Here is a 22,846-nt window from a genome sequence, read left to right as displayed (position 1 = left end):
GTCGGCATCGATGCAGGCCGGAATCGAGTGCGAGGAGGGCTAGTGACCAACAGTGTGGTTCGCCGGGCTGCTAGTTGAGCGGCTGGACCAGCGGCGAAGTTCATTCATGTGCTGACTGCCGGGCTGTCCGGAATCGATCAGCTCGTCGAACGCGACGAGGAGGCCGCGCCGGCCGATCGACCGACGGTGTGCAGGTGACGTAGCGCCTGGGCGTATGAGCCGAACAGGCTGGTCTGGCGATAGGGAACACCGATTTCAGCGCAGAATGCGGCGACCAGCGGTTGGGCTCGGCGCAGGTTGGCCCGGGGCATGGATGGGAACAGGTGGTGCTCGATCTGGTAGTTCAGGCCGCCGAGGGCGGCATCGGTCAACCACCCGCCGTGGACATTGCGAGATGTGAGCACTTGACGGCGCAGGAAGTCGGTGGAACCAGGTGTGGGCAGTACGGCCATCCCCTTGTGGTTGGGTGCGAAAGTGCACCCCATGTAGAACCCGAACAGGCCTTGCTGAACGACGAGGAAGGCAATCGCTTTAGCCGGGGACAACACCAGGAACACCGCGGACAGATACAAGATCGCGTGGGCGCACAGTAGCGCGGCCTCCCAAGCCCAGTACGGCGTCGCCCGTCGTGCCACGGCTCGAACGCTGGCGGTGTGCAGGCTGCCCGCTTCGAGCAACAGCATCGGGAAGAACAGCCATGCCTGGTATCGGAATATCAGCCGCCGGATGCCGCGGCTGGCCCGCGCCCGCACATCGGAGTGTGCCAGCACGCCCATGATGTCGGGGTCGGCGCCCTCGGTATTGGGGTTCGCGTGGTGCCGGTTGTGATTGCCGACCCACCAGCCGATGCTCAACCCGATGCCGAGATTCCCGCAGATCATGCCGAACAGCTGATTGGCTCGGCGGGTGCGAAAGATCTGCTGATGCCCGGCGTCGTGGCCGAGGAAGGCGAACTGAGCGAAGATCGCGGCCAGAAACACCGCGGTGCCCAGCTGCCACCACGAGTCACCGATGAGTGCGAACGCCGTCCATCCGGCGGCCAGCCCCACCACCGTGACCGCGATCAGCCCACCGTAGTAGCGCAGCCGCCGGGTGAGCAGTCCCGCTTGTCGCACTCGGCGAGACAACCTGGCGTAGTCGCTGCCCCGCTCCCCTGATCGGTCGCGTTCGACGCGCGGGTCGGTTTCGGTCAGTGTCACGCGTTGGCCCCTATCGATACATCACCGGCTGCGAAGGATGCCCGCAAACCTAGCGGTGTGGACCGAACAATAGCCTGATATAGCTCGAACACTGGGGGTCGGTGTGGCGATCGAACTGCCGAACGGAGCTCCGACCACGGCGACCGAGGGCGACTCGGCCTCGGGGCCTCGTCATAAATCGGAGAGTTGTCTTCGAAATGTTCCCCAGTTTCCACCGATTCGTGTGGTAGCCAGCGGTAAGCTCTACTTGACGCCTTACCGTTTACCAGATGGCGTCCCTGTTCGGTCCGGCCGATGAAGCAACTGTCGGCCTCGCCGGAGGATGTGCTCCATCCGGGGCAAATCATGTGAACTTCACCAAGCAACCAACCGCGTGCCAGCAGCATTCGATCGGCACGTGATGCATTCAGAGCTTGATTCCGGCAACTTGGCAGCGTCGCCTGGTTCGCGGACTTCATAGAGCTCGTCGGGGTCTACATCACCGAATTCGGCGTACCAGACAAAAGGTGCGTATGGGCCCAACAGGGCGACTACGGGGATGTTGAGAATAATTCTCGATTCAAACCTTTAGTTGAAGGATGAAAAATGTCCAATAAGACAGTCAAAACCGTTGCCGCCACTGTTATGGCCTTGCCTCTGCTAGTCCTCGCAGCTCCCGCAGCTTCTGCCGAATCACCGTCGGCATCCGCCACTCCGGCCGGTTCGGTCGTGTTGTGTTTCCCGCTCGGTAGCGTCGTTTGGTGCATCTGAGATTCTCGGCACGCTCGAACTGGGCTAGCCGGTCGAGGACCGGCTAGCCGGTCGAGGAAGCAATTTCATGCTTCCGGTGCGTCGTGCGCGACGCACCGGAAGCCTAGATGGCAGGTAGCGGTGTCTTCGGTCTGACCTTGTCGGGCCGCGGGCCGGTACCGAAGGCAGTAGTCGGCCGCACACAGATACGATCCGCCCTTGATGATGCGGCGTGGAAATCGTTGCGGCGCTGTTGGTTCGGGGGTGTCCACGCGCGGATTGTGTGGGGCACAGCAGGTCGGCGTCGGGTGCTGCGGGCGGAAGTAGTCCACAGTCCACTCCCAGACATTGCCGGTCAGATCGTGCAGACCGTAGCCGTTCGGTGAATAAGTCCCGACCGCTGTGGTGCCGGGCGTCCCGGTCTGCCCGCGACCGGGGTGGAATTGCCACGGAAATGCGCCGACCCAGATGTTGGCCATGCGCCGGCCGGTGGGTTCGAACTGCTCGCCCCAGGCGTAGGTGGCCCCGTCCAGTCCGCCGCGGGCGGCATACTCCCATTCGGCCTCGGTCGGCAGCTTTTTACCGACCCAGGCCGCGTATGCAGTGGCGTCCTCGTAGGCGACCTGGGTGACCGGGTGGCGGTCGAGCCCGTCGAGTGTGCTGCCGGGCCCGCGCGGGTGGCGCCAGCATGCGCCGGGCACATACCGCCACCAACGGCGCCAGTTGTCCAATGGCACCGGTCCCTTGGTGGGTTGGAATACCAGTGCCCCCGGAATCAGGTTCTCCGGCTCCGCCTCCGGGTAGTCCTCGGCCGCGGGAGTACGTTCGGCGACCGTGACGTATCCGGTCTGTTTCACGAAGCGTCGGAACGCGGCGTTGGTCACCGGATGCGGATCGATCCAGAACGAATCGACCCGCACCTGGTGCACCGGCCGCTCCTCGGGGAAGAAGTCCTCCGATCCCATCGCGAAGCTGCCGCCGGATATCCGGACCATGCCTCGCCGGACATCGTGACGGGTTGCGGTAGCCACGGATCGCCGCCTCAATCGCGCGAAAATGCCGCAGCCGCCGCCATTTCCAGGTCCTGGTAGGGCTTGCCGCTCACGTCCTCGATGACCTGGTGCATCGTTCCCCCGGTGAACGGGAACGGTGAGCGGTAGCTCGCGGATACGGACTGACCGCTGTCGCGGCCGACGCGGATTCCTTCTCCGACGCCGGAGAAAACGATGGGCTGGGTCCGCATGTCATCGAGAGAGCCGACCGGGTTCTCATCGATGTACAAGACGGCCTCACCGGTGGGTGTGAAGTTATCGGGGCGGGTACCGTGGCGCTCGTACCGGATGCCGAGGATGTGGTCGCCCAGCGGGACCGTTCGATCGGAGACGATGGTCTGCTCTTCCTCACCGAGGAAGTTATAGGTGTAACAAAGGTGGCCGTCCTTGACGTAGAGGGTGTGTCCACCGAGTCGGCCGCCATGAGCGAAGAGCACCCCTTCGGCATCGGCATTGTCGATCGTCGCCTCTGCGAGCAGCGCGAACGACCGTCCCTGAATCTCCAGCGCCGCCCCGGGGCCCACATCCGCGACGCCTGGATAGTAGACAGCGCTGTCCCGATTCGCACCGTACGTCGGGCGGTGACGCGTCATCATGGAGATGACGTCGAGATCGTTGAGCGGGAAGCCGTTGTATTTCTCCGCCTCCGAGAACCACAGCGCCTTCAGCTCCTCCAGCTTCTCGGGATGAACATCGGCCAGGTCGTGCATCTGGCTGCGGTCCTGCTCGATATGGAACAGTTCCCAGCGGTCCTGGTCGAAATGCCCCCAGCCGGACGGACATGCCGCGTGAACGGTGTCGGCGAACCACCCGTCTTGCCAGATCCCGCGCGTGCCGAGCATCGAATAGAACTGCGTGTGCTTACCGACGTCCGCGTTCGCGTCATCGAACAGCGCCCGGAAACTGATGCCTTCCAAAGGACGCTGTCGTACGTTCTTCACCGTATCCGGGGGTGTGATGCCGAGCAGGTCGTAGACGGTCGGGGTGACATCGCAGACGTTGAGGTACTGGTGGCGCACCTCGCCGCGGGCCGCCACACCGGCCGGCCATGACATCAGGCACGGGTCAGCGATGCCGCCTTCGTGCGAGGCATATCGCTTGTACAGCTTGTACGGGGTGTTGAACGCCATCGCCCAGCCGATGCTGTAGTGGCTGTAGGTGGTCGGCGAACCCAGCTCGTCGAGCTTGCCCAGACTGTCCTCGATCGTGTCGATGTAGCCGTTGAAGAACTTCATCTCATTGGCGGTGCCATTCGGCCCACCCTCGCCGCTGGCACCGTTGTCCGAGAAGGCGACGATGATGGTGTTGTCCAGTTGGCCGCTTTCTTCGAGATAGTCCAGTAGTCGGCCGATCTGCGCGTCGGTGTAGGACAGGAATCCGGCGAATACCTCGGCCTGCCGTCGGAACAGCCGCTTCTCGTCCTCCGACAACGAATCCCACGCCCGCACCGTATCCAGCGCCGGCCACGGCTTGCCGTCCGCGCTGGTGACATTCGAATACGGATTCATCGGCGACAATTCGGTGTTCTCCGGCACCAGACCCATGCGCTTCTGGTTCTCCAGGACGATCTCGCGATACTTCTCATAGCCCATGTCGAACCGGCCGCGGTACTTGTCGGCCCATTCCCGTGGTACGTGGTGCGGCGCATGCCCGGCTCCCGGGCACAAGTAGGTGAACCACGGCTTGTCGGGGGCAACCACCTTCGAATCGCGGATGAACTCGATCGCCTTGTCCGCCAGATCCTTCGACAGGTGATATCCGTCTTCCGGAGGGTAAGGCTGCGAAATCGGGTGATTGTCGTACACCAGATTCGGATACCACTGGTCGGCCTCGCCGCCCAGGAAACCGTAAAATCGCTCGAACCCACGCCCCAGCGGCCAATGCCGCTTGGATGCGGCCAGATTCTCCTCTTCCAGTGGAGTCATATGCCATTTGCCGACCGCGTACGTATTCCACCCACGCTCGGCGAGAACCTCCGAGCACAGCGCGGTTTCGGCCGGTATGCGCCCACACATACTCGGGAACCCGTCGGTGAACTCCTCGATGGTCGCCATACCGACCGAGGTCGCATTCCGGCCGGTCATCAAGGAGGCGCGTGTGGGTGAACACAGGGCGGTGGTGTGGAACTGCGTGAACTGCACACCGCTATCGGCGATGCGCTTCATATTCGGCATCTCGACCAGACCGCCGTAACAGTCCCAGGTGCCGATCCCGATGTCGTCCCACACCAGATACAACACATTCGGCGCGCCCCGCGGCGCCGTCGGCTCTGCGTAAGGCCCCCAATCGGGGACCGAATCACGTATGTCGAGCGCGACCTTCCCCTCGAACTTCCTGGCCATCATCCACCTCCGATAACGAGAGCTGTTGGTTTGCCATTCGTCCTGTTGTCCAGGCTCCGGACCTCATGCGGGTTGAAACGCGAACGCCGATCGGTGCGGCCGTGGTGTCGGGACAGGCGCGCCCAGCTCCGGTGATGCGGCGGAGAGTTCGGATATTCGATTCGACGTGTGGTGGTCACGTACTTCGCGGACATGATGTCCGAATATTCGCTGATCAACGCGTTCCGTACTCAGAGAGTACGGCGTCGGACGGCGCTGTGTCACCACTTGCGGTCAGTCCCACAGGGCGGCCTACACCTCGCACCGACGAAAAAGACGGGCAGCTGTTGGGTGACTAGTCGCGCCGGCGGGAGTGTTCAGTCGACGTAAAGGGCGACTTCGGTTGATTTGCGGCGCGCGTCAGATGGTGCCCGCGCTCATGCCACCGGAGATGGTGATCGCTTCGCCGTTGAAGTGGCGCCCGGATTCGCCGACCAGAAGTAGGATTGCTTGGGAAACCTCTTGCGGCACAATGAGGTCGCCATTCGGCGGACCGGAGGCGAACATCGCCTCCACATCCTCGAGGGTGGGATTCTCGATATCGGGCACCATCGCCGAATACATTGCCGGATTCATGATCATATCGGTGCGCACACCGGCCGGTAGTACCGCGTTGACGGTGATGCCGTGCGGAATTGCTTCATGGGCAAGCGATTTGACCAAACCGATGACACCCCATTTCGCTGCCGCGTAGTGGCCCGAGTTCGCCGCTCCCATGCGGCCGACGATGGACGAGGTGGCAACGATTCTGCCCCACCGGCGTTCGATCATATGCGGCACCACGGCACGGAAACTGTGGAAGACGCCGGTGAGGTTGACATCGATCATGTCCTGCCACATCTGCTCGTCCATCTCGGCGATGGCCGCACCCGAGGCGATACCGGCGTTGGCGAGCAGGATGTCGATCCGGCCGAATTCGGCGACGGCCCGTTCGGCCAACCCGTCCATCGCCGCGCGGCTGCGCACGTCGGCCTGTACCGCGAGGCAGCGCCGCCCGGTCTCCTCGACGAGCTTGACGGTCTGGGCGAGATCGTCTTCGGAGCTCAGCGGATACGGCACGCTGCTGATCGGCTCGGCGATATCGCACAGCACGATGTCGGCGCCTTCAGCGGCCAAAGTGACCGCATGCGAACGCCCTTGACCGCGCGCGCCCCCGGTGATCACTGCTACCTTGCCCTCCAGCTGCCCCACGCGTGTCCCCTCTCGACCGGTGATCCCATGCTTTCACGATCCGTGGTGTGACTCGGCAGGAACGGCTACGTCCATTGCGCGAGGCGAGTAGATCGACAGGTCAGCTCGCGGACCAGCCCGACCAGCGGGTGACGTCGACGGCCAGCACCGGTCCGGGGGGCGGCTGGGTGCGGTAGACGGGATACCGTGCGGTCAGAAGCTCCAGGGCTTGCTCGGCTTCGGGGGCGTCAACGATTCGCGCGGTGCCGTCGGCTCTGGTCCACCACAGGTGCGTCCAGTCCTGGCTGTAGTGGTCGGCGAGCACGGCTACGGTGGGGTTCGCGGCGATATTCGCCAAGCGGCGCAAGGCTGTTGTCGTCTTCGGCTTCGCATCTACGGCGCTGTAGATGATGTGGTCGATGACCGCGAATACGATCGGCACGATATGTGGACGCAGGTCGGTGGACACGGTGGCGAGTCGGGCTACCGGTTCTGCCATGAACCGTTCCCGCGCCAGTTTCGCATTCAGTCGCACCGAACCTCCGCATCAACGATCGGCCACACACTCATTCTCGCCTGGTTCGCGACTAGATGCGGACGAACAGCGGCCGCGCGGGGTCCACGGGAATCGGTACGGCAGGCCCGATTCCGAACAGGATGAAAACCGCGGGCTCCGGGCTGTCGCCCAAAGTTCCGTCGTAGTGCGGTGTACCCGCTGTGCGCGTGGCGAATTCGCCAGGGTACATGGGCAGGGTGGCGGTGAGGTCGATGGTGGGGCCCGCGCCGACCGTCCATACGCCCGACAGCATTACGGCGTGGCGATCGAAGGTGTAGGCGTGCGGGGCGCTCATCCAACCGGGGTGCCAGCGGGCATAGCTCGCGTAGAAGCCGGGGGTTCGATAGGAACCGAGCACGTCGGCGGTTTCGAAGCTTTGCGGTGGTGCGCCGGGTACAGGCTGCCAGTTCAGGTCGGCCAAGCCGTGAATCGTGGTGCCCGGCCCCGGGGACCGGTCTTGGACAGTCGGGAATTCGACGGTCAACGGCTCGGCTGCGTTACCGTTCGAGCCGTTCCAGACAACGGGCTCCATCAGCCCCAATGCGGGCAGCGCCAGCGCTATTCTGCGACGCATTTCGCGTGCCGTTTCGTCCTCGGCCAGGTATCGGTTGTCTTCCACGCGCATGACCTCCTGGATGTCATCGCAGCAGGGCAAACCGAATTCTTGACGCATCATACGGTGGTGTGCCAATAGTTTGCTGGAAATCCGCCGAGATCAACGAGCCGCTTCGTCACGCCTGTGGCGGGCACCACCGCACAACTCGGTGAGCTACAGACTCCGGTGACCTCTGGTGGCGTCGAGGTATCCCCCGGTGACCTGATCCTCGCCGAGGAGGAAGGCGTGATCGTTGTCGATCCCGATCGCATCGACGTGGTCCTCGATGCTGACGCAGCGGTCAAGGACTCGGAGGCCGAACTCGTCTGCTCGTCGCGGCGTCGACACTCAGCGATGGCCTCAATCTCGCCGAGCACAGGGTAAAGATGTTCCCATGACCAGCCATGTTCTCGCGATCGATCTCGGCAAGACGGGCTGTCGCGGTTCATTGCGCGTCGACGGAAGTCAGGTCGGCTATGCGGAAGCACCGGGTGCGCCGGGGCTGGCATACGCGACGGGTGTCATTGCGGCGGAGCGTGCGATCTACGCGGTGACAAGGCAGATCGATTCGCTACCAACAACATTCACGCTGTCTGTCGGCGCGGCGGGTGCCGCATCGGCACCGGACGCGGCGGCGGCACTTGCCCGGCGGTTGGCGGAGGTTCCCGGCGCGGCAGCGGTCGCCGTGACTTCCGACGCCGTCACCGCACACGCCGGGGCGCTGGGAGGATCCCCCGGTGTCGTGCTGGCTATCGGAACCGGGGCCGTCGCGACCGCCGTCGACGATGCCGGCGGGTTTACCCGAGTCGACGGGTGGGGACCGCAACTCGGCGATGAGGGCAGCGGCGGCTGGATCGGCCTCGAAGGTCTACGCGCCGCACTACGTGCCCATGATGGCCGCGGGCAACGCACGATCCTGACCGAGAAGGCCCGCGAACGCTACGGCATCGAACTGGAAGCACTGCCGAAATATCTTGGCGAACAGGATAATCCGGCCCTGATCGCCGCCGAGTTCGCACCCTTCGTAGCCGCCGCTGTCGACGATATCGCGGCCGCGATCATGGCAGCCGCTGCAGGTGCACTCGCTCGCACCGTCCTCGCCGCGATCGAACGATCCGGAATTCGTCCACCGGTCCCCTATGCGATCACGGGCGGTCTCACCAAGCTCGGCGCGCCACTCCTGGAGCCGCTCGACCACCGGATCGCGCACGCGATCGACCGCCGCGATCCGATCGGCGATCCGATCGACGGTGCCGCATTGCTCGGCCTCGACCCGACCACCGCGCTCGAAGCGCTGGTCACCCGAATCTCTGACACTTATTGACAGGACATGCGTGACCACTGACACTTAATTGCACTCAGTCCGCCGCGTCACCGGGGAGCTGCGTTGAACGCACTCAATCTTGCCGTCATCGTCGTCTATCTCGTCACCGTCGCGTGGATCGGCCTGCGGCTGTCCGGAAAACAGAAGTCCAGCAGCGACTATTTCGTCGGTGAGGGCCGTATGCCGTGGTGGACAGTGTGTTTGTCGGTGGTGGCCACCGAAACGAGTGTGCTCACCGTCATTTCGATTCCGGGTGGCGCCTACACCGATCAGGCCTTCGGAAATGTCGAATTGGCCATCGGGTACATCATCGGACGCACGGTGGTGGCGATCGTGCTGATCCCGCTCTACAAGCGCGGCGGGTTCGTCAGCGCGTACCAGTACCTCGAGCTTCGTTTCGGTCGCTATCTGCAGGGCGTGGCCGCGGTGACTTTCGTGTTCACCCGGCTGCTCGCGGAGGGTGTGCGACTGTTCGCCTCAGCCATTCCGATCAAGTTGCTGCTCAGCGAATTCGGACTCGACTTCGGCTACGACGCGATCATCGTGGCGCTGACGTTGTTGACCGTCGTTTACACCTACCTCGGCGGCATCAAGGCGGTGATCTGGACCGACGCGCTGCAGATGGGCCTCTACCTCACCGGTGCACTTATCGCGATCTGTGTGCTCACCGGCCATGTCGGCGCCTCCGGCTGGTCGGATGCGTTGCATGCGGGCAAGTTCCGCGTCTTCGATACCGATTTCGGTCTCGCGCACATCCTCACCAGCACATTCGCCCTGCCGACCGCGGTTATCGGCGGCGCGATCTTCGCGATGGCCTCGCACGGCTCGGATCAACTGATCGTGCAGCGGATTCTGGCGACGCGGTCGCTGCGCGACAGTCAGAAGGCGATGATCGGTTCGGGCATCTTCGTGGCCATCCAATTCGCCGCGTTCTCCTTGGTCGGTGTGCTGCTGTGGTCATACAACAGCGGCAAGACGGCCAAGGAACTCGGATTGGCCAGCGCGGACAGTCTGTATCCCAACTTCATTCTGCACGGGTTGCCGGTGGTGGTCTCCGGGCTATTGGTCGCCGGAATCCTCGGCGCGGCAATGGGGTCGCTGTCCTCGGCGTTGAATTCCATGGCCAATTCGACGGTCGCCGATATCATTCGCGGCTTCTCCCGACGTACGCTCGCCGATGCCACGCTGCTGCGTCTGGCGCGCGTGATGACACTGGTGTGGGCGGCGCTGATGGCGCTGTTCGCCATGGGTTTCAGTGCGACGACGGGCAATGTGTACCTGACGGCGCTCACCATCGCCGGCTACACCTACGGTGCGCTGCTCGGCGCGTTCCTGCTCGGGCGACTGGTCGCGCGCGCCAACCAGTTCGACGCGATCGTCGCCTTCATTGCCACGGTGATCGTGATGACATTCGTGGTGCGGGTGGTCAAGATCGATGTGACCGTCGCCGGGAAGGTGGTCGAAAAGGGGATCGCGGCACAGTGGTTGGTGCCGATCGGTGTACTCGTGACATTGATCGTCGGCGGCATCGCGAGCCTGTTCCACTCGGCGTCCGCACCGGATGAGCCGGAACCTGTTGCGGTGGTGGCCTAGTGCGCGTCATCGGGTTGATGTCGGGAACCTCGCACGATGCGATCGACGCCGTCGGGGCGGACATCGTATTGCGGGACACGACGATTCAGGTGCGACTCGTCGGACAGCTCAGCCGATCGTATCCCGACGAACTGCGCTCGGAACTCATCGCCGCCTTGCCGCCCAATGCCATGGACATGGCGACCGTGTGCCGTCTGGATACCGCGATCGGCCAGGCCTTCGCCGATGCGGCTCTGGCGGCAATGTACGAGTTCTTCGGCGGCACAGCCGATCTCGTTGCCTCCCATGGGCAGACCGTCTACCACTGGGTGAGCGACGGTGCGGTAAAGGGCACGCTGCAGCTGGGTCAGCCCGCATGGATCGCCGAACGCACCGGATTGCCGGTCGTCAGCGACTTTCGTTCGCGCGATATCGCCGCAGGCGGACAGGGCGCACCGCTGGTGGGGCTGTTCGACCTGCTGTGGCTGGCGGGACGTCCCGAACGCGCGGCCGCGCTGAATATCGGCGGGATCGCGAATGTCACAGTCACCGGCGACAAGCCGGTCGCCTTCGACACCGGACCTGGCAACGCGCTGATCGATGCGGCCGTCGAATTGTGCACGGGCGGTGTCGAGCATTTAGACCGTGACGGAGTACGTGCCGCCCGCGGCGACATCGATACCGATCTGCTGGAAACCCTTCTCGCGGAACCCTATTACCGCGCACCGGCCCCCAAGTCCACCGGCAAGGAGCTGTTCAACCGCAGCTACCTGGAGCGCGTGTTGGACGGCCCCGCGGCCTCCGCCGACGATATTGTCGCCACTGTGACCGCGCTGACCGCCCGCACCATCGCCGACGCCCTCGCACCACTGCGCCCGACCGAGGTCGTCGCGTCGGGCGGCGGGACATGCAATCCCACCCTGATGGCAATGCTCGGCGCATCTCTGGGCCCCACGAAATTGCGTACATCGGACGAACTCGGCCTACCGTCGGCGGCGAAGGAGGCCACCGCATTCGCCGTGCTCGGCTTCCTCACCGCACACGGTCTGGCGGGTAGCCATCCCGCCTGTACCGGAGCGAGTCGCGCGGCGGTGCTCGGTTCCATCACCCCGGGTGCGGCTGGATTCACACTGCCCGGCGCGCCGGTAACCATGCCCCGACGACTCACGCTGGCGGGGTGAACGATGCCCGATTCCGACGACGTACGCACTCGCCTGCTGGCGGCGCTACCACGACTCACCCCGACCGCACTTCGCGTCGCGCAGGTGATCCGGCACGATCCGGCTGCCGCCGCACAGCTCACAGTGAGCCAGCTCGCCGAGCGATCCGCGACCAGCACCTCCGCGGTGGTCCGACTGGCGAAAACCCTCGGCTACGAAGGTTATCCGCAGCTGCGACTGGCAATGGCCGCGGTCGGCGGCGACGACAACGCGCCGGTATTCGCCACCGATATCGATGCCGACGACCCTTTATCGAAGGTACTGCACAAACTGACCGCCTTCGAAACCGAGGGCATGATGGCGACCGCCGAACTCGCCGATCCCGCGACCATGGAAGCCGTCGTCGACGCACTGGTGGGCGCGCGACGGGTGCATCTGGTCGGCATCGGGGCGTCCGGACTCGTCGCGATGGATATGGCGCAGAAGCTGACCCGCATCGGAATGTGGTGCGGCGCATGCACATCCGAGGATGACGCGCTGGTGCAGGCCAGCCTGCTCCAGACCGGTGATGTAACCGTCGCGTTCTCGCATTCGGGTGAGACCGCCGCTATCGTCGAAGCCGTGCGCCGGGCCGCCGACGCGGGCGTGCGCACTGTCGCCGTGACGGCCGGGGCTCGATCCGGACTCGCGAATACCGCCGCGCACACGGTGCTCGTGGCCGGACGTGAGGACGGATTCCGTTCCGCGGCAATGGCGAGTCGTATGAGTCAGCTCCTCATCGTCGATGCGCTGTATGTCGGCGTCCTGCAACGCACGCCGTCGGCGGCAAGGGCGCTGCGGCGCACCTACGAGGCGGTAGCCGATCGTCGAACCAAGGAGGCCGAATGAATTACCCGGTGTCGCGGTGACCGAAATCGGTTCGCTGACAACCGAAGCGTCGAATCCACGCACCAGCATGCTGGATTCGATGCCGATCGACGAGCTGCTGCACACCATGAACGCCGAGGATGCCGGTGTGGCTTCGGCTGTGGCGCAGGCGATTCCGCAGATCGCACGAGCGGTCGAGCTGATCGTCGCGGCACGGCGGCACGGCGGTCGACTGATCTACCTCGGCGCGGGCACCAGCGGCCGCCTCGGCGTACTCGATGCGGCCGAATGCCCACCGACCTTCGGCACCGATCCCGGCGAGGTTCTCGGCATAATCGCGGGCGGACCCGTCGCCTTGCTGCGCGCCGTCGAAGGTGCCGAGGACGATCCCGCGCTGGCCGCCGCCGACCTGTCCGCCATCGCACTTACCAGCGACGATGTGGTTGTCGCACTGGCCGCCAGCGGCCGGACCCCCTACGCCATCGGTGCGCTGCGATTCGGCCGCTCGATCGGTGCCGCGACCGTCGCGATCTCCTGCAACCGCAACGCGGAAGCCAGCACCTACGCCGACGTCGGCATCGAAATCGATACGGGACCTGAGGTTTTGACCGGCTCCACCCGGTTGAAGGCAGGCACGGCGCAGAAGATGGTGTGCAATATGCTCTCCACCGCCGCCATGGTGCGGTCGGGCAAGGTCTACGGCAACCTGATGGTGGATGTGCAGCCCACCAATGCCAAACTCGTCGACCGTGCGCGCCGCATCGTCGCTGAGGCGACCGGAACCGATTCCGCCACCGCCGCGGCCCTATTGGATGCCGCCGACGGCCAAGTGAAAACCGCTATCGTCATGCGCCTGACCGGAGTCGACGTGTCGGCGGCCCGCGCACTACTGCACGACGCGGACGGGCGGGTGCGCGACGCCGTACCGCACTGATATCCCATTCGCCGCGCAACCAACCGCTACCCTGACCCACAGTTCCGCGCCACCGCCGGAACGATGTGTCGGCAATTCGGAGGCACCATGCTGTCCCTACAGGAGATTTCCGACCGCATGGAGATCGAGGACCTCATGGTCCGGTACTCACATGCGGTAGACACCCATCAGTGGAATCTGCTCGACGAGATCTTCACCGCGGATGCGCATATCGACTATTCGGCCATGGGCGGCGCGGTCGGTGATCTCGAATCCACCAAGAAGTTCCTCGCCGGCGTGATGCCGAATTTCCTTGCGTTTCAACATCTGATCAGCAATTCGTCCATCACCGTCGACGGCGACACCGCCACCGCGCGCACCATGTGTCACAACCCGATGCTGGTCTCGACTGGCGAAGGTCGGCAGAGTCTGATGCTGTGCGGGCTCTGGTATCACGACACCTTCGCTCGCGTCGAGGGCCGGTGGCGGATCAAGCAACGCGTCGAGGAGAAGAGCTTCATGTTCGTCGCGCCGGGCACCGCCTGAACACGAATCGATGCTCCCGAATTCGGGAGCATCGATCGGTCATTCGTGTTGGCATATATCTCCGCATGAGCATTTGCCGCCATCCTGGCAACCGCACCGGCAGTCCGGACCGCAAGCACAGGGGAGAACGCTGGGAACCATCGCAAACCTTTCCGAAGTAGGGATTGCCGCCTGAGCTATAGCCGGGAAGTATAATCAGGGCTCAGCCGTCCTTGTGTGCCACGGCGAAGACCCGCCGGAACGGCAGCCAGGTCGTGCCGTCGAGCTGGCGCGGGTAGGCCGCGCGCAACAGTGGCGCCAGCTGTGCGGTGAACTCCTGCCAGCCGGTGTCGTCGAGTGCGTTGCGCACCGGGCGCAGGGCGGTTCCGGTGACCCATTCGAGGACCGGATTCTCCCCCGAGAGCCGTTGCAGGTAAGTCGTTTCCCATGCGTCGACCGCGCAACCGGTGAGCGTGAGCACCTGGGCATATCCGCTGGGGTCGAGAACATCCCGCGGCTGCAGTATGCCCGCGGGCGTGAGCCGGTCGCGCCATTCTTCGCGGCTCGCGAGTTCGCGAATCGCGCGGTGTGACGGTGCGTCGAAGTTGCCGGGCACCTGCAGCGCGAGCCAGGCGCCTGCAGGCAGCGCGCGCACCCATTGGGGCAGCAGAGTGGTGTGCGTCGGGACCCAGTGCAATACGGCATTGCTGATCACGACATCGGTATCCGGTGCCGGTTGCCAGTCCTGCACCGTCCCGAGTTGTGCGTCGATGCCGAGACCCCTTGCCGCGGCGACCATTTCGGGCGAAGAATCCGATGCCTCGATGACCGCGCCTGGCCAGCGCTCGGCAATCGAAGTGGTGAGATGTCCTGGGCCGCATCCGAGGTCGACGACGCGACGCGGATTCTCGGCCCCGATCCGGCCGAGTAGTTCGAAGAATGGACGCGAGCGGTGGTCATCGAAGGCGAGGTACTTCTTGGGATCCCACATCGGCAGCTCCAAGTCGATTCAACCAAACCGTACGGACGTACTGTATTCTGCCCCGACTGGTCCGGCAAGGAGCGGGGCGGAATTTCCGGCGCTATCCGCGGGTTGGTGCGGAAAACAACCGATGGGAGTGCAGTGAACGACTTCAACGCGCAGGTGATCAATGAGTTCCGCGCCAATGCGGGCCAGGTCGGCGGCATGTTCGAGGGTGCGGCGATGGTGCTGATCACGACGATCGGCGCCAAATCCGGTCGCCAGGTCACCAGCCCGCTGGTCTATCTCCCTGACGGTGAGCGAATCGTGCTGATCGCCTCGAACGGCGGCGCCGATAAGCATCCGGCTTGGTACCACAATCTGCGCGCGAATGCGGAATTCACCGTGGAACTCGGTACCGAAAGCTATACGGCGAAGGCCGAGGTGGTGACCGGTGCCGAACGCGATGAGCTGTATGCGCGGATGGTCGAGATCATGCCGGGTTTCGGAGAGTACCAAGCGAAGACGTCTCGGGTGATTCCGGTCGTCGCGGTGTATCGCCAAGAGGCCTGATGCTCCGAGGGTGCCAGCCCGGTCCCTGATCGCCGGGCCGGCACCAGCCGATCAGGATTTGTCGCCGAACCAGCGGCACAGCGCTTCGGCAAGTCCATCGCGATCGCCGGAATCCGCTGCCCAGGCAACGTAACCGTCCGGTCGAATCAGCATTGCCGAAAGCTTGCGTGGTGCAACGGGTTTCGCGGTCACCACGCGTACCCGATCCGACCACGCTGCGGCGATCGTCCGCAGCTGCGCGGAATCGGTCAGATCCAACAGAATCGCCCGACCATCGGCGAAGTGCGCACCGACCCGACTGCCATCGGACAGCTCGATATCCGGTGCGACCGCGCCGATCAGCTCGTGGCCACCGCCGAGGTCGTAGCGGTGCAGAACACCGGAGATCCTCTTGAAGATCGCGGTGCTGCCATCGCGGGTGGCCAACAGATCGGTCATCACTTTGCGTAATGCCTTGCTGCGCTGGTCGAGTCGCATGAGCGCCACTTGTGCGCGGGTCCACTCCAGCACCCATGCGCCGACGGGATGACGTTCGGCGGTGTAGGTGTCGAGCAGGGTTTCGCTCGCATCGCCGCGCACCACCGCGGCCAATTTCCAGCCGAGGTTGACCGCATCGCCGATGCCGAGATTGAGTCCCTGCCCACCGAACGGCGAATGCACGTGGGCCGCATCGCCGGCGAGCAACACCCGGCCCTTGCGATAGTCGGTGACCTGGCGGGTGTTATCGGTGAATCGCGTTGCCGAATGCACTGCGGTGATCTCGACCGGCACACCCGACACCGCGCGTAGGCTGGCCTGCAATTCGGCCGCGGTGACCGGGGTTGTCCGGTCGGCGGGCGGGCCGTCGAGTTCGACGGTCAGGATCCGGCCCGGTGTCGGACCGCTGGTGTAGATCCCGGTGTGGGTGGTGTTCCAGCCCGGACGCAAGCCCTCCGCGCCGGTCATTTCGACGACCGCCTGATGGCCGGTGATCTCCGGGTCCAGACCCGGGAAATCGAATCCGGCCAGCTTGCGGACCGTGCTGCGGCCGCCGTCGCAGCCGACCAACCAGTTCGCGCGGACGGTGCCGTCGGCGAGGCGGACAGTGACACCGGTTCCGTCATCGTCGAATTCGGTCAACTCCGCACCGCGCCGGATCTCGATCCCGAGTTCGTCGGCACGCCGAGCCAGGATCGCCTCGATGGCCTGCTGGGCCACCAGCACCGCCTCGGCGCCCGGGCCGAGTTCGGCGAAAACCGGGTCGTCGAAGTCGATTTCGTCTGCGCGAAGCATGATGCCCGCGAAATGACCAGCGATCGGCAGACGCTGGGTCGCGGCATTCGGGAACATGCCCGCCGCGCGGATGCGCTGCACCGTCGCATTCTGCTGTTCGAGCAGGTCGGGCAGCATGCCCCGGCGGTAGAACGCCTGCGCAGTGGGCACATTGATCGCAGCGGCCTTGATGGTCATATCGGGGTCGGCCAGCCGCTCGACCACCAGCACCTCGGCGCCACCGAGGCGAAGTTCGCAGGCCAGCATCAGTCCGACCGGTCCGGCACCGGCGACGGCCACATCGAATGTCTCGTTCATGAACTCGACTCTGCAGATGGGCGGTTGCGGCTGGCTTACATCGCCTTGCATGCGCCTTGCATCGCGCCGGAACCCGCCTCAGTCGAGCTGATCGATGGCGGCCACGGCGATCTCGTGGTCGGTCTGCGACAACGCGGCGCCGGGGACGCCCCATGCGCCGATGACGGTATCGCCTGAGCGAATGAGCACACCTCCACCGTAGGCGGACCAGCGAACGTGCGCCGGCGAGGCCGAGTCCGATGCCGAAGAGATTCCGGAAGTTCTGCGAGGTGCTCGAAACCGTGGTCCGACGCGGGGGGCTGCGTAGAGAATCGAGTCGAGCGAAGGAGTCTCATGGAACCGATTGTTTCCGTCACCGGTGGCAAGATCCGCGGTCGGACGACCGCGGGGATCACCGCATTCCTCGGCGTTCCGTACGCGGCGGCGCCGGTCGGTCCCGCGCGTTTCCGTCTGCCGACGCGGGTGCCGGACTGGCAGGGAGTTCGTGATGCGCTCACCCACGGCGCGACCTGCGTGCAGACCCCTTATCCCCCGCCGATCCACGCGCTGATCGGCAGTGACGGGATACCGGGCGAGGAATATCTGAATGTCAATGTGTGGACACCGGATCCGGGCGGTGCCGGACTGCCGGTCATGGTGTGGATTCACGGCGGCGCATTCACCCGAGGATCCAACGCCAGGGCGATCTACGACGGTGCGGCGTTCGCGCGCGACGGGGTCGTGCTGGTCTCGATCAACTACCGGCTCGGTATATCCGGCTTCGCTGCGGTGCCGGACGCACCGCTGAACCGGGGGTTACACGATCAGTTGTTCGCGCTGCGGTGGGTGCAGGAAAACATCACGGCCTTCGGCGGAGATCCGAACCGGGTCACCGTATTCGGGGAGTCGGCGGGTGGAATGAGTGTGGCGACGCTGATGGCTTCGCCGCTCTCGCGTGGGTTGTTCCGGCAGGCGATCATGCAGAGCGGCAATGGATCCGCCGCGGTGGCCGTCGAGGATGCGCGCAAACTCGCCGGAGAATTGGCTACGAGTCTCGGTATCAGCCCCACCGCGGCGGATTTCGGCGAGTTGGGTCCCGATGAGCTGCGCGCGGCGCAGGATACACTCGCGCTGGCGCTGATGAGCGATCCGGATCCGGCGCGGTGGGGGTCCTCGATCATTGCCAACGGGATGGGGATCATGAGTCTGCTTCCGGTGATCGATGGTGAGGTGCTCGACGGGCAACCCGTCAAAGTGCTTGCCGCGCAACCTGATCGGGCCGTGCCGCTCATCGCCGGATGCACCGCCGAGGAGTTCCGGTTCTTTACGGTGCCGACGGGTATCGCAGCCGGGATCACCACAGAGACCCTGCCTTTCGTGCTCACCCGCTACGGACTCGATCCCGGGCTCGGGGATATCTACGGTGCGAATCGTCCGGGCGCCTCGGCGGCGGATGTGTTCGCCGCGATCATTACCGATCGGGCCTTCCGCTCGGACACCTTGCGGATCGCTCAGTCGATCGCCGCCGCGGGCGCGCCGAGCTACGCCTATGAGTTCGCGTGGTCATCCGGTATCGAGGGGCTCGGTGCCTGTCACGTTCTGGAGGTGCCGTTCGTCTTCGACGCACTCGCGGGCGCGCGCACCCTGACCGGTCCCAATCCGCCGCAACCGCTCGCCGATGAAATCCATTCGGCGTGGGTGGCTTTCGCCGAGTCGGGTGATCCAGGGTGGGCGCGCTTCGAGGAGGATTCGCGGCTGGTGCAGATCTTCGACAGTCCGGAGTCGGGTGTGGTGAGTGATCCGCGTGGGGACGAATTGGCGGCGTTGCGGAAGTCGGTCGCCTAGCACGGCGATTGGATCGCACCGATCGAGATCGGGTGGAATTGTTGTGGGCTGGTCGGGCGCATGGGCACCCCTATTTGCCGAGAGTGCTGGAAATCGTGGTGGCAGAGGTGCGTAGGGCGGCTCGGGCGGCGGCGACGGCCGGGTGTCGGCCGGTACCGCGCCGGTAGGCCAGAAGGGTTTTGCGTCGGGTGGATAGGGCTGTGAGCAGTATGTTCGGCGGTGGGGTCAGTGCGCCGAGTTCGGGGACCAGGGCAACGCCCTGACCGGCGGCGACCAAGGCGAGGACGGTGCTGAAGTCGTCCACGTGATGGCGGACCCGCGGGGTGAATCCGGCCGCCTGACAGGCCCGGATCGTCATGGTGTGGCAGAGCGTGCCGGGAGTGCCGACGATCCAGGAGGCGTCGCGGTGGTCTTCGAGCGGTGTGGCGGTCGGGGCGGCCAGGTAGATGGTCTCCTCGAGGAGCGGCTCGGTGTCCAGGGCGGGATCGGGTTCGGCGGGTACGTAGTCGTATTCCTGGACCAGCGCGACGTCGAGGGTTTCGGTGCGGAGTGCGTCCGGGACCGTAATCGGATCCAGTTCTGTCACAAGCAATTCCAGTCGCGGATGGTCGTGGCTCAGTGCGACCAGGGCGGGGGCGAGGATCGTGGCGACGGCCGTCGGGAAAGCGCCGATGCGCAGCGTTCCGGTGAGTGTTGCGCGGGAGGCGGCGAGATCGGCGGTGGCCTGTTCGAGGGCCGCGAGGATCGTCTCCGCGTGTTCGACCAGGGTGAGTGCGGCGGGGGTGAGAGTGGCGCGTCGCCCGGTCCGTTCGAGCAGCGGTACTCCTGCTTCCCGCTCCAGCGCGGTCAGCTGTTGGGAGACTGCCGATGGCGTGTAGCTCATAGCCTCCGCGACCGCCGCGATCGTCTTGCGATGGGCCAGTTCGCGCAGCAGGCGTAGCTTTCGAACGTCGAGCATCAGTTCAGCTTATGCTCAACGGAAGAAACGCGAACTGGACCTGACGTATCGCGGCGGGCCAGGCTTGAGACCATGACGCTCACCGGCCTCTTCATCCCCCTGATCACACCGTTCACCGCCAACGGCGAACTCGCCGCCGACACACTGGCGGGCCTGGCTCATCAGGTACTCGACGAGGGTGCAACCGGCATCGTCGCCCTCGGCACCACCGCCGAAACCGCCACTCTGACCCCCGAAGAGCGCCATCGCGTCCTCGATATCTGCGGCGGCGTCTGCCGAGAACGCAACGCCCCCTTGATCGCCGGAGCGGGAACGAACTCCACCGCGGATTCGGCCGAAGCACTAGCCACCCTCGGCTCCACTGTCACTGCCGCGCTCACCGTTGTCCCCTACTACACCCGCCCCTCCGAAGCCGGCGTCCTCGCGCACTTCCGTCACCTGGCCGCCACCAGCCCGGTCCCCCTCATCGTCTACAACATCCCCCACCGCACCGGCCGCATCCTCGGCGCCGACACCCTCCTCGACCTCGCCCGCATCCCGAACATCATCGGCTTCAAACACGCCGTCGGCGGCATCGACGACACCACAACCACTTTCATGGCAACCCTCCCACCCGACGTCACCGTCCTGGCCGGTGACGACCTGCACGCCGCCGCACTGCTGGCCCTCGGCGCCCCGGGCGCAATCCTCGCCACCGCGCACCTGGCCACCTCGGCCTTCGCCACTCTGATCGACCTGTGGCGCGACGGCCCCGTCCAGGAAGCCCGTGCCCTCACCCACCGTCTCACCCCCCTGTCCGCAGCCCTCTTCGCCGAACCCAACCCGGTAGTCATCAAATCCGCGCTAGCCGCCCAGTGCCGCATTCCGACCCCTACCGTCCGCCTCCCTCTCCTCCCCGCCACCCCCGAAACAACCACCGCCGCCCTCGAAGCGTTGAGCCGCCTCCCCGCAACCATCCCCGCCTGATCGTCCGATCCCTCAGCGCGGCTGATCGGAGTCACAATTCCGCGACGGCAGCACTCTCACCGGAGTTCCTCCGTGCGTCGCTGACCGCGCGGGGGCGCCGGCTCGGGTCGGATGAACCGAAGCTGCGGTCGTCTCGATCTGGCGGGCGAGGCCAGCGGTATCTGTCGGCTTCGTGGTATCGACATGGATCACTGGGGTCAGTTCCAACGGTCGGCCGTGCTCGGCCCACGTGTCCCAATCGCGCACAAGGCGAAGCCCATCGTCATGCACCGCAGCCCGCTGCCGCTGCGTATACCTGGCCCGCGCCGTTTCCACCGAAGCGTCACACCAGATCTCGATCGCCCGATCGGCGCCGACTCGGTGAATGCCCGCTCGCGCGAACTCGAGGTCGCGTGGCCGGAACCACCATGAGTCGACCACCACCGTCTGCGGTATCGCTGTAGCCATCGCCCAGACAGCTTCCATCGCGATCGCGCCGAGCGACGGCACGGCATCGGGTCGGGAAATGCATTCCGCCAAGGCTTCTTTCACGGTGTCCTTGGAGAGCAGCTGCGCATCCAAAATGCGGGCAAGCAGAGCCGCCAATGTCGACTTACCTGAGCCGGGTATCCCGTTGACCAGAACTAGGAGTTTATCCTCCGCTCGTTGCGTCACCCCGACATTCTTGCCGGCCTCATGGTTGATTCAGCAGCGCTTCGGGTGGGGTTCTGCGCCAGGTGGGACGGTGGGCGTTGGTGATCCAGCGCAGGGTCCATTCGGCGGGGCCGTAGCGGAACCAATGGAGCCAGAGTGCGCTCAGAGCTAGTTGGAGGGTGAAGACGAACAGAGCTGTGGTCATGGTGGCGAGGGGGGAGAAGGTGCCGGCGGCGGCGATGCCTATTCCTGTGAAGATCAGTAGGCCGATGGCCGATTGGGCGAGGTAGTTTGTGAGGGCAATGCGGCCAGCGGGGGCCAAGGCTGTGCGGACGAAAGACGTGCGAGGGCTGTGCATTGCGCGGAGCAGAGTCGCGACGTAGGCGGCGGTGAGCAGGGGTGCGGTGGCGACGCTGATTGCGACCGGGAGGGTGTGGCCGGTGCCGCCGCCGATGGTGAAGAGGATGCTGCCTGTGAGGCCGATGGGGAAGCCGATGAGTTGGATTCGACGCAGGATCGGTTCGTCGCCGTGTACCTCGGCGAGCAGTTTGCGCCGGCCCGCGACCATGCCGAGGAGGAACATCGCCAACGCGGTCGGTCCCTGCAGGGTAAGGGCTTGCAGGACAAGGAGTCCGAGGCCGTCGAGGTGTTCGCCTATCACCTCGCTCCAGCCGCCGAGCATGGCCTGGGTCGCGTGCTCGGCATTGGCTTGCGCCTCGGCGGTCGAGGGCAGCAGTGCCGACGCATCCAGAAACACCGCGCCGAGCAGCAGGCTCGCCACGACCAAGCCGTACAGAATCGCCGCAACGCGCAATGCGGTTCGGTCGCTGACCCGCCGCATCCAGTACAACACCAAGCACGCCACCGCATAGGTGGTGAGCACGTCGCCGGCGTACAGGAACACGATGTGCAGTACACCGAGGACGAACAGGCCCCCGACGCGGCGCAGCATCCGTGGTTCGAAGGCGGCTCGCGCTGCGGCCGCCGACTCCATCTGCAGGGTGAAGCTGTAGCCGAACAGGAATGAGAACAGCAGATAGAACTTCATCTCGACGAAGACCTCGGACAGTGCACGCACGGCGTCGTCGAGGGTGGAGGTGTACGCGGGGTCGGTAACCAGATTGCCGGGATAACCCGAGGCCATGAAGGTGATGTTGACGATGAAGATGCCCAACAGGGCGAAACCGCGCATGGCGTCGACGTCGTGTACTCGCGATCTGGAGGCGACCAGCTGATCGGTCATTACATTCTCCGCAAATAGATAGTATCTGAGGGATACTATCTACCATATACTATCTCTCGGACTAATATCCCGCAGA

Annotated in this window: 22 protein-coding genes; 10 read left to right on the top strand and 12 right to left on the bottom strand. The window is 64.9% G+C overall.

The annotated features are described in order from the left end of the window. Positions 1-137: 137 nt before the first annotated feature. The 6 genes from ACIBI6_RS16660 to ACIBI6_RS16635 all read right to left on the bottom strand — a co-directional run bounded on the left by ACIBI6_RS16660 (position 138) and on the right by ACIBI6_RS16635 (position 7,706). Positions 138-1,199 (bottom strand): acyl-CoA desaturase, encoded by a 1,062-nt coding sequence (locus ACIBI6_RS16660; protein WP_364351543.1) that lies wholly within the window; start codon positions 1,197-1,199, stop codon positions 138-140. An 815-nt stretch (positions 1,200-2,014) separates the two neighbouring features. After that, entirely contained in the window at positions 2,015-2,923 is a 909-nt protein-coding gene (locus ACIBI6_RS16655) for a formylglycine-generating enzyme family protein (protein WP_364351670.1), read from the bottom strand. 47 nt (positions 2,924-2,970) lie between these two features. Then, the gene (locus tag ACIBI6_RS16650; protein WP_364351540.1) at positions 2,971-5,322 is read right to left on the bottom strand and encodes an arylsulfatase; all 2,352 of its coding nucleotides are present in this window, start codon (positions 5,320-5,322) and stop codon (positions 2,971-2,973) included. A gap of 399 nt (positions 5,323-5,721) precedes the next feature. After that, the gene (locus ACIBI6_RS16645) at positions 5,722-6,552 is read right to left on the bottom strand and encodes a mycofactocin-coupled SDR family oxidoreductase (RefSeq protein WP_364351537.1); all 831 of its coding nucleotides are present in this window, start codon (positions 6,550-6,552) and stop codon (positions 5,722-5,724) included. Positions 6,553-6,652: 100 nt separating this feature from the next. Continuing rightward, complete coding sequence (locus tag ACIBI6_RS16640; RefSeq protein WP_364351667.1) at positions 6,653-7,060, bottom strand: TIGR03668 family PPOX class F420-dependent oxidoreductase; 408 nt, start codon at positions 7,058-7,060, stop codon at positions 6,653-6,655. A gap of 58 nt (positions 7,061-7,118) precedes the next feature. After that, positions 7,119-7,706, bottom strand: a complete 588-nt coding sequence (locus ACIBI6_RS16635; RefSeq protein WP_364351534.1) for a hypothetical protein — start codon at positions 7,704-7,706, stop codon at positions 7,119-7,121. A gap of 120 nt (positions 7,707-7,826) precedes the next feature. On the opposite strand from ACIBI6_RS16635, the gene ACIBI6_RS16630 reads away from it, so the two are divergent. The 7 genes from ACIBI6_RS16630 (at position 7,827) to ACIBI6_RS16600 (ending at position 14,064) form a co-directional block, all read left to right on the top strand. Continuing rightward, a complete protein-coding gene (locus ACIBI6_RS16630; RefSeq protein ID WP_364351531.1) occupies positions 7,827-8,066 on the top strand; it encodes a hypothetical protein in 240 nt (79 codons plus the stop codon). 10 nt (positions 8,067-8,076) lie between these two features. Next, complete coding sequence (locus ACIBI6_RS16625; RefSeq protein ID WP_364351528.1) at positions 8,077-9,006, top strand: BadF/BadG/BcrA/BcrD ATPase family protein; 930 nt, start codon at positions 8,077-8,079, stop codon at positions 9,004-9,006. Positions 9,007-9,069: 63 nt separating this feature from the next. Further along, positions 9,070-10,599, top strand: a complete 1,530-nt coding sequence (locus tag ACIBI6_RS16620; protein WP_364351525.1) for a sodium:solute symporter — start codon at positions 9,070-9,072, stop codon at positions 10,597-10,599. After that, the gene (locus ACIBI6_RS16615) at positions 10,599-11,759 is read left to right on the top strand and encodes an anhydro-N-acetylmuramic acid kinase (protein WP_396956830.1); all 1,161 of its coding nucleotides are present in this window, start codon (positions 10,599-10,601) and stop codon (positions 11,757-11,759) included. Before ACIBI6_RS16620 ends, ACIBI6_RS16615 begins: the two co-directional genes overlap by 1 nt. 3 nt (positions 11,760-11,762) lie before the next feature. Next, on the top strand, positions 11,763-12,626 hold the full coding sequence (locus ACIBI6_RS16610; protein WP_364351519.1) for a MurR/RpiR family transcriptional regulator: 864 nt from the start codon (positions 11,763-11,765) through the stop codon (positions 12,624-12,626). A 16-nt stretch (positions 12,627-12,642) separates the two neighbouring features. Then, the gene (murQ, locus tag ACIBI6_RS16605; RefSeq protein ID WP_364351516.1) at positions 12,643-13,539 is read left to right on the top strand and encodes an N-acetylmuramic acid 6-phosphate etherase; all 897 of its coding nucleotides are present in this window, start codon (positions 12,643-12,645) and stop codon (positions 13,537-13,539) included. Positions 13,540-13,626: 87 nt separating this feature from the next. Further along, positions 13,627-14,064 (top strand): nuclear transport factor 2 family protein, encoded by a 438-nt coding sequence (locus ACIBI6_RS16600; RefSeq protein WP_396956828.1) that lies wholly within the window; start codon positions 13,627-13,629, stop codon positions 14,062-14,064. 202 nt (positions 14,065-14,266) lie between these two features. On the opposite strand, the gene ACIBI6_RS16595 is transcribed toward ACIBI6_RS16600, so the two are convergent. Further along, entirely contained in the window at positions 14,267-15,034 is a 768-nt protein-coding gene (locus ACIBI6_RS16595; protein ID WP_364351510.1) for a trans-aconitate 2-methyltransferase, read from the bottom strand. A gap of 132 nt (positions 15,035-15,166) precedes the next feature. Here ACIBI6_RS16595 and ACIBI6_RS16590 point away from each other — a divergent pair, with 132 nt between their 5' ends. Next, positions 15,167-15,577: a nitroreductase family deazaflavin-dependent oxidoreductase gene (locus ACIBI6_RS16590; RefSeq protein ID WP_364351507.1), complete on the top strand. Its 411-nt coding sequence runs from the start codon at positions 15,167-15,169 to the stop codon at positions 15,575-15,577. Positions 15,578-15,628: 51 nt separating this feature from the next. Here ACIBI6_RS16590 and ACIBI6_RS16585 read toward each other — a convergent pair whose 3' ends face one another. Beyond that, positions 15,629-17,146 (bottom strand): FAD-dependent monooxygenase, encoded by a 1,518-nt coding sequence (locus ACIBI6_RS16585; RefSeq protein ID WP_364351504.1) that lies wholly within the window; start codon positions 17,144-17,146, stop codon positions 15,629-15,631. Positions 17,147-17,224: 78 nt separating this feature from the next. Further along, complete coding sequence (locus ACIBI6_RS16580) at positions 17,225-17,398, bottom strand: heme-binding protein (RefSeq protein WP_364351664.1); 174 nt, start codon at positions 17,396-17,398, stop codon at positions 17,225-17,227. Between the two features lie 81 nt (positions 17,399-17,479). On the opposite strand from ACIBI6_RS16580, the gene ACIBI6_RS16575 reads away from it, so the two are divergent. Then, complete coding sequence (locus ACIBI6_RS16575) at positions 17,480-18,970, top strand: carboxylesterase family protein (protein WP_364351501.1); 1,491 nt, start codon at positions 17,480-17,482, stop codon at positions 18,968-18,970. 70 nt (positions 18,971-19,040) lie between these two features. Here the strand turns inward: ACIBI6_RS16575 and ACIBI6_RS16570 are convergent, their stop codons facing one another. Beyond that, entirely contained in the window at positions 19,041-19,928 is an 888-nt protein-coding gene (locus ACIBI6_RS16570) for a LysR family transcriptional regulator (RefSeq protein ID WP_364351498.1), read from the bottom strand. 72 nt (positions 19,929-20,000) lie between these two features. On the opposite strand from ACIBI6_RS16570, the gene dapA reads away from it, so the two are divergent. Continuing rightward, positions 20,001-20,894, top strand: a complete 894-nt coding sequence (gene dapA / locus ACIBI6_RS16565) for a 4-hydroxy-tetrahydrodipicolinate synthase (protein ID WP_364351495.1) — start codon at positions 20,001-20,003, stop codon at positions 20,892-20,894. A gap of 12 nt (positions 20,895-20,906) precedes the next feature. Here the strand turns inward: dapA and ACIBI6_RS16560 are convergent, their stop codons facing one another. Then, positions 20,907-21,548 carry an AAA family ATPase gene (locus ACIBI6_RS16560; RefSeq protein ID WP_364351492.1) on the bottom strand — a complete coding sequence of 214 codons (642 nt, stop codon included), beginning with the start codon at positions 21,546-21,548 and terminating at the stop codon, positions 20,907-20,909. Between the two features lie 19 nt (positions 21,549-21,567). Continuing rightward, positions 21,568-22,770, bottom strand: a complete 1,203-nt coding sequence (locus ACIBI6_RS16555) for a DUF418 domain-containing protein (protein ID WP_364351489.1) — start codon at positions 22,768-22,770, stop codon at positions 21,568-21,570. Positions 22,771-22,846 lie beyond the last annotated feature (76 nt).

This window comes from Nocardia sp. NPDC050412, from assembly GCF_044458825.1.
Lineage (GTDB): Bacteria > Actinomycetota > Actinomycetes > Mycobacteriales > Mycobacteriaceae > Nocardia.
Note: the sequence above shows the minus strand (reverse complement) of the source record. Positions and strands in the feature narration are given on the sequence as shown.